Annotated in this window: 5 protein-coding genes; 1 reads left to right on the top strand and 4 read right to left on the bottom strand. The window is 41.0% G+C overall.

Translation table 11 applies throughout. From position 1 onward, the window contains the following. Positions 1-8: 8 nt before the first annotated feature. The 4 genes from BEL05_RS02135 to BEL05_RS02120 form a co-directional block, all read right to left on the bottom strand. Positions 9-1,186, bottom strand: a protein-coding gene (locus BEL05_RS02135) for an IS3 family transposase (RefSeq protein ID WP_139151798.1) whose coding sequence is annotated in 2 segments (ribosomal slippage) — positions 9-919 and positions 919-1,186 — 1,179 coding nt in all. Because the reading frame shifts where the segments join, the coding sequence is not laid out codon by codon here. 131 nt (positions 1,187-1,317) lie between these two features. Then, positions 1,318-3,531, bottom strand: coding sequence for an NERD domain-containing protein (locus BEL05_RS02125; protein WP_069670125.1), 2,214 nt, complete (start codon positions 3,529-3,531; stop codon positions 1,318-1,320). 218 nt (positions 3,532-3,749) lie between these two features. Then, positions 3,750-3,920: a hypothetical protein gene (locus tag BEL05_RS20995; protein ID WP_175427310.1), complete on the bottom strand. Its 171-nt coding sequence runs from the start codon at positions 3,918-3,920 to the stop codon at positions 3,750-3,752. A 196-nt stretch (positions 3,921-4,116) separates the two neighbouring features. Beyond that, entirely contained in the window at positions 4,117-4,344 is a 228-nt protein-coding gene (locus BEL05_RS02120) for a hypothetical protein (protein ID WP_028763922.1), read from the bottom strand. Between the two features lie 499 nt (positions 4,345-4,843). On the opposite strand from BEL05_RS02120, the gene BEL05_RS02110 reads away from it, so the two are divergent. Next, a protein-coding gene (locus BEL05_RS02110; RefSeq protein ID WP_139151798.1) for an IS3 family transposase occupies positions 4,844-6,021 on the top strand; the annotation gives its coding sequence in 2 pieces (ribosomal slippage) (positions 4,844-5,111 and positions 5,111-6,021; 1,179 coding nt in all). Positions 6,022-6,029 lie beyond the last annotated feature (8 nt).

Below are 6,029 nucleotides of genomic sequence, written 5' to 3'. Positions count from 1 at the left end.
TGTAGTGGTCAACTAATATTGGCCACGATCTTAGAGTTTAACCAGAACAATCGTTCCGATTCATTGGGCGTCAGTCCGCCGTTATATTGATGTGGACGAAGCTGGCAGTAATATCCAATTATGTATCGTGTAATTTCGTTCTGAGCTTCTGTAAAATTACGATACCCTGTTGTTGGTATCCATTCTGTCTTAAGGCTCCTAAAAAAGCGTTCCATTGGACTATTATCCCAACAATTCCCACGTCGAGATAAACTTTGTTTGAGCTGGTATCGCCATAAAAGTTGTCGATATTTTCTGCTTGTATAGTGAGTCCCTTGATCGCTATGGAACATAACATCTTTAGGTTTACCACGACCTTCATAGGCCATCGTAAGCGCTTTGCCAGTTAAACGGCTATCAGGTGATAATGACATAGCCCAGCCAATCACTTTACGGGCGAATAGATCAATCACAACAGCTAAGTACATCCAGCGGTTACCAGCCCACACGTAGGTGACATCACCAACCCAGACTTCATTCGGAGCTGTAACTGCGAATTGTCGACCTAGGTGATTAGGGGTTTCAATATGTTCTAGCGTGCCTTTTCGGTATTTGTGCTTAGGAACCTGACAGCTAACTATACCAAGCTCTTTCATCAACTTAGTGGCACGATAGCGGCTTAGCAAGACACCTTGCTGGCTAACCATATCTGCAATGGTTCTAGCACCAGCCGACCCATTACTTGCAGTGTGTACTTCGCTAACTAGGCTCCGAAGTTTAACTTTATCGGCATTAATGGTTGTTGGCCGCTTTTTCCAATATTTGTAACTACTACGATGAATACTGAACACTTCGCATAATGTTTTTATGCTGTAGCTCTGCCTGAGTTTCTCAATTATTAAGAATTGTTCAGTGAGTCCGACATCAACAGAGCTGTGGCCTTTTTTAATATTTCGTTGTGCTCTTGGAGGCGAGCGAGTTGCTTTTTTAACTCTCGAATTTCAATTTGTTCTGGTGATATAGGTGATGCTTTAGGTTGCTTACCTTGTCGCTCTTCTCTTAATTGTCGAACCCATTTATCCATGGTTGATTTGCCTACACTCATGGCTTGAGCAGCTTCAACAATTGAGTAATTTTGATCTAGCACTAATTGAGCTGATTCAAGTTTGAACTCTGCGCTAAAAAGTCTTCTTGTACGTTTTTTCATAGTGTCACCTGTTAACTTATGAGGTGATGATATCACCTCTAACTAGGTGGCCAAATTCACCGTACCACTACATAATGTAATTAGTGTTGCCTCTGGCTTTATTTTGTCAAAGCATAAAGCGTTGTAAATTCTTAAGATGGTTGATGCTCAAATGCATTCCAAACTTGAGATTGTTCGATGACTCTTACGAATTCATAGGCATTAAATCCTTTTGGATACAATGTAAATGGCTTACGAGCGAATGAGGGAGCAACACTGTCTTCGTTTCGTCCCAAAAGCGCTTTTTCTTGGTTGCAAAGTAAATAAGCGTTGTCTGCCAGTGCAATAAGCAACTCCTGAATTGAAACTTTCATAAAACCAGAGAAAAACTGGTGGTCAAATTCAATGGAGGTATCTGCAATCAAGCCTATTATCCTAGGCTCCCCTGTGGTTAAACCAAGACGACTTGTGAGGCTTTTATCTTCTTGAAGCTTATCTCTGACTAGTTTTTCCTTTTTTCTGACCTGTATTCCAGCCTTTCTTAGCGTTCTATCCCGGTGATAATAAATTTCTGTTTTAGTTGTGCGATTGAAAGTTGATTTGACTTCGATTACAAAAACAGTGTTATCAAGCGAACAAATCAGGTCAATCTCACCCGCTTCCGCACCCTGAGGGCTTGGGTACTCAAAGCTTTTCAGTACTACGAATCCTCTTCGCCTAAAAGCGTCACCTAATTGGTTTTCGATTCTTGTGGTTTCATCTTTTAGGGAGCATCTTTGGTTTGCAAAACGGCGTAGGTTATTCACTGCACTTATAGCACCGTATTGGCTCGACATTAGCCATGGGAGTTGGACACAGTATCTTCCCATCTTAAAAATTGGTTTTTCTGTGAGTTGAGGTAAATTTAGGTACAAGGATCTGTTCAGCAGCTTATTGTGTTTACTTATATCAAGGCACCAAAAATCCATAATAGCTTCCGCTGCTTTGATACTTCCACTTGGGAGCTTTGCTGATATTGTCCAACCAACAATATTGCGGACCTTCTCTTTCCAAATGGACCAAGTGATTGGAAAACGATTTGTCCCCGTAGCGGCTCCTTCTAATGCAAGTTGGCTAACTGCGAGTTGCCAATTGCCTACTTCAATAAACATATCAACAAATGCGGCAATGTGATTTTTTTGATAAAAGGCAGTCATTAATTCTTGTGCTAACAGAGCTTGAAATAGATTTACACAGAGCCCTGAGGTTGTGGTTACATCAGACGTAAACCCGTATACATTTTGAAGCTCCAGTTGACTAGCAATTGCGTTAACATACGCAACCTGGTTATTTTGGTGGTTTTCAGCTGTTCCAATCTGTTTTGTAACCATATCTGATGCAATGAATTCATCCATCGCCAGATTAAACCAATATCCTCTTAAGGCTTTTAGCCTGTTGCCATCTCGAATCCAATCGTTTGCGGTAACGTCATTATTATGCTCTATTTTTTTTAGGACCAACCTCTCCTTCTCAACTGAGAAGTCTATGGAATCATCGAAACAAAATGGGTGAATACTTTGAGATATAAACTCATCCAGCTCTACTTGAGCCTTAATGAGGTCCTCAAAGCGCTGGAAAATAAAATCTGCATGAGTGTTATCTTTATTTGAAGGGAAAACCAAGGGTATGTGGTACTTTTTTAATGATTCTACAATCTTACTATCAGAAAGGGCTAGGTCTTCAGCAGAGCTGTGTTTTAACTTCCACTCGGTTAGTGTTCTTAGCGCCCTTAACTGAGAATCTGTACTAATACTGCCACCATCAAATGAAATAGCTGGCTCCACTATATGCTTAAATGAATAGACCGCAGAAAAAGACATTAACTCAAAGAAAGTTAATTCCGTGAAATGGGCTCTTAGTTGTTTAAGTAGATTCTGCCTTTCAACATACGCAGCTTGAAACGCTCGACAGGTCGCTAATAAGCTCTTCAGCATATCTGGATTAGTGCTAGAGATGCGTTCAATTTCTTTCCATTTAGAGTGCTGTTCATTTAAAACTATTTGAGAGCGTCGTATAGCAATTAAAACGGTATCTGGTGATTTCCTGTAAAGAAGCGATACGAAAGGTTCATTGGCTACATCTTCCTGAGAGAAGTAGTTAGCTAACGCTGAAATGAAGTCATCGGTTTGGTACAGCTCAGATGGGATATCAAACAAGAAGTTTGAATTCCAGAAGTATTCATGTTGATTTGGCTGTGCTTTACTGCGTTTAGGTGGGGGGCGATATAGATAGGCTTCAATGACTAGCTGATAAGCACATTCAGATAAAGCCTTCCCTTTCAGGGATAGAAAAAGCTTTTCATAGTAATTAATGCCACTGTCTAACATTAGGGAGTCCATTCTCTATTGATGACGAAAATATACACTTATCAACATGTTTTTAAAACATAATATCTATAAATTTTTAATCTGCATGTTTGGTCGCATATGTGTTGAGTGGAAAATAGTGAGTCAAGAGTGAACTAGTCTGTTTCTAGGTAGCTAGAGGCTTACCAAAAACTGAGATGCTAGATATTTTAGAATACTCATTCGTACTTGTTATATGGTTACTTGGAATGATACAGAGTTTTAATACCATATTTCTTTAAAACCAGTTCTAAGATGCCTGCAATACTGGCGACTAAAAACGACCAAGCAAGAAGACCATAAGTCGACGTTGTTAGCGCACCTAGTGCTGAGTCTGGTGATAACGTAGATTGTGCGAAACCATAAAACATAACTAACACTATTATTGAGTAGAAACATAGTCCAAATTTAGTAAAATGGATTTTTGAATGATCCTTATTCATTTCTGATACTCCAGAACCAAGTAACGCCCCAACAGGGGCCAAGCGAAACTAGCCCCTGCGTACGTAGTGCGCATTTCCGATTGGGCTTGTTATGTGTAGGCTGAAAGCACAGTGAACAGATAACTTAAGGGCTGCATGAGCAGCCGAGAGTACCGTCACCTTGCTCCCACTCAGTGTATTCTTCTTCTCCACGACAGCTCGACCTCACTTTATTACATTGTAGGGTTCCGTAACCGACCTTTGAATCAGAAATGTCTGTCATTACGTCGCTAGCAATCCGGTTTTGAATTGAGTTAGTCACACTAGAACACCCAAAAATAAGCCCCAAAGCAAAAAATACTAGAAGCTTCATATGTACCTCCTTGCACATAACGCCCTAATCAGCGAGACATCGTTTGGCGTCGGCTGTAGTTGATTGTGTACGCCCTGCATGGGCATGAACAAATGAAGTGAAAGTCCTCGTAGGAAGGTCAGCGTTAAATAACATGCTGTTATTTAAAGTTAACTACTAGCAAATTGCAAGGGTTTGTCCGCGAGGATTGGTCTTAAGGAAGCCGCGAGCTGATGAACAAGAACATCGTATGAGGCGCAGGCTAGAGGTTTGTTGGCACAAGACAACGAAACCTCGTGCTTTAATGCCCTTTGGGCTGCGCCGAGTGTAATGGCCAAATGGCTTACCACTGATAACAACACACCAGGTTTCCCCATACAAACGAACTCTCTGATTGATAGGTGCTAACTACTAACAGTTGAAGATATTTACCTAGCAACTGTTCTAATGTAGTGGTACGGTGAATTTGGCCACCTAGTTAGAGGTGATATCATCACCTCATAAGTTAACAGGTGACACTATGAAAAAACGTACAAGAAGACTTTTTAGCGCAGAGTTCAAACTTGAATCAGCTCAATTAGTGCTAGATCAAAATTACTCAATTGTTGAAGCTGCTCAAGCCATGAGTGTAGGCAAATCAACCATGGATAAATGGGTTCGACAATTAAGAGAAGAGCGACAAGGTAAGCAACCTAAAGCATCACCTATATCACCAGAACAAATTGAAATTCGAGAGTTAAAAAAGCAACTCGCTCGCCTCCAAGAGCACAACGAAATATTAAAAAAGGCCACAGCTCTGTTGATGTCGGACTCACTGAACAATTCTTAATAATTGAGAAACTCAGGCAGAGCTACAGCATAAAAACATTATGCGAAGTGTTCAGTATTCATCGTAGTAGTTACAAATATTGGAAAAAGCGGCCAACAACCATTAATGCCGATAAAGTTAAACTTCGGAGCCTAGTTAGCGAAGTACACACTGCAAGTAATGGGTCGGCTGGTGCTAGAACCATTGCAGATATGGTTAGCCAGCAAGGTGTCTTGCTAAGCCGCTATCGTGCCACTAAGTTGATGAAAGAGCTTGGTATAGTTAGCTGTCAGGTTCCTAAGCACAAATACCGAAAAGGCACGCTAGAACATATTGAAACCCCTAATCACCTAGGTCGACAATTCGCAGTTACAGCTCCGAATGAAGTCTGGGTTGGTGATGTCACCTACGTGTGGGCTGGTAACCGCTGGATGTACTTAGCTGTTGTGATTGATCTATTCGCCCGTAAAGTGATTGGCTGGGCTATGTCATTATCACCTGATAGCCGTTTAACTGGCAAAGCGCTTACGATGGCCTATGAAGGTCGTGGTAAACCTAAAGATGTTATGTTCCATAGCGATCAAGGGACTCACTATACAAGCAGAAAATATCGACAACTTTTATGGCGATACCAGCTCAAACAAAGTTTATCTCGACGTGGGAATTGTTGGGATAATAGTCCAATGGAACGCTTTTTTAGGAGCCTTAAGACAGAATGGATACCAACAACAGGGTATCGTAATTTTACAGAAGCTCAGAACGAAATTACACGATACATAATTGGATATTACTGCCAGCTTCGTCCACATCAATATAACGGCGGACTGACGCCCAATGAATCGGAACGATTGTTCTGGTTAAACTCTAAGATCGTGGCCAATATTAGTTGACCACTACA

Source organism: Shewanella colwelliana (genome assembly GCF_001735525.1).
Classification (GTDB): Bacteria; Pseudomonadota; Gammaproteobacteria; order Enterobacterales; family Shewanellaceae; genus Shewanella; species Shewanella colwelliana.
The sequence above is the reverse complement of the archived record's forward strand: the minus strand, read 5'-3'. Positions and strand labels throughout refer to the sequence as shown.

Coding starts and splice junctions, on each gene's coding strand:
- BEL05_RS20995 (WP_175427310.1), bottom strand. CDS start 3,920: ATGTTTTATGGTTTCGCACAATCTACGTTATCACCAGACTCAGCACTA.
- BEL05_RS02125 (WP_069670125.1), bottom strand. CDS start 3,531: ATGTTAGACAGTGGCATTAATTACTATGAAAAGCTTTTTCTATCCCTG.
- BEL05_RS02120 (WP_028763922.1), bottom strand. CDS start 4,344: ATGAAGCTTCTAGTATTTTTTGCTTTGGGGCTTATTTTTGGGTGTTCT.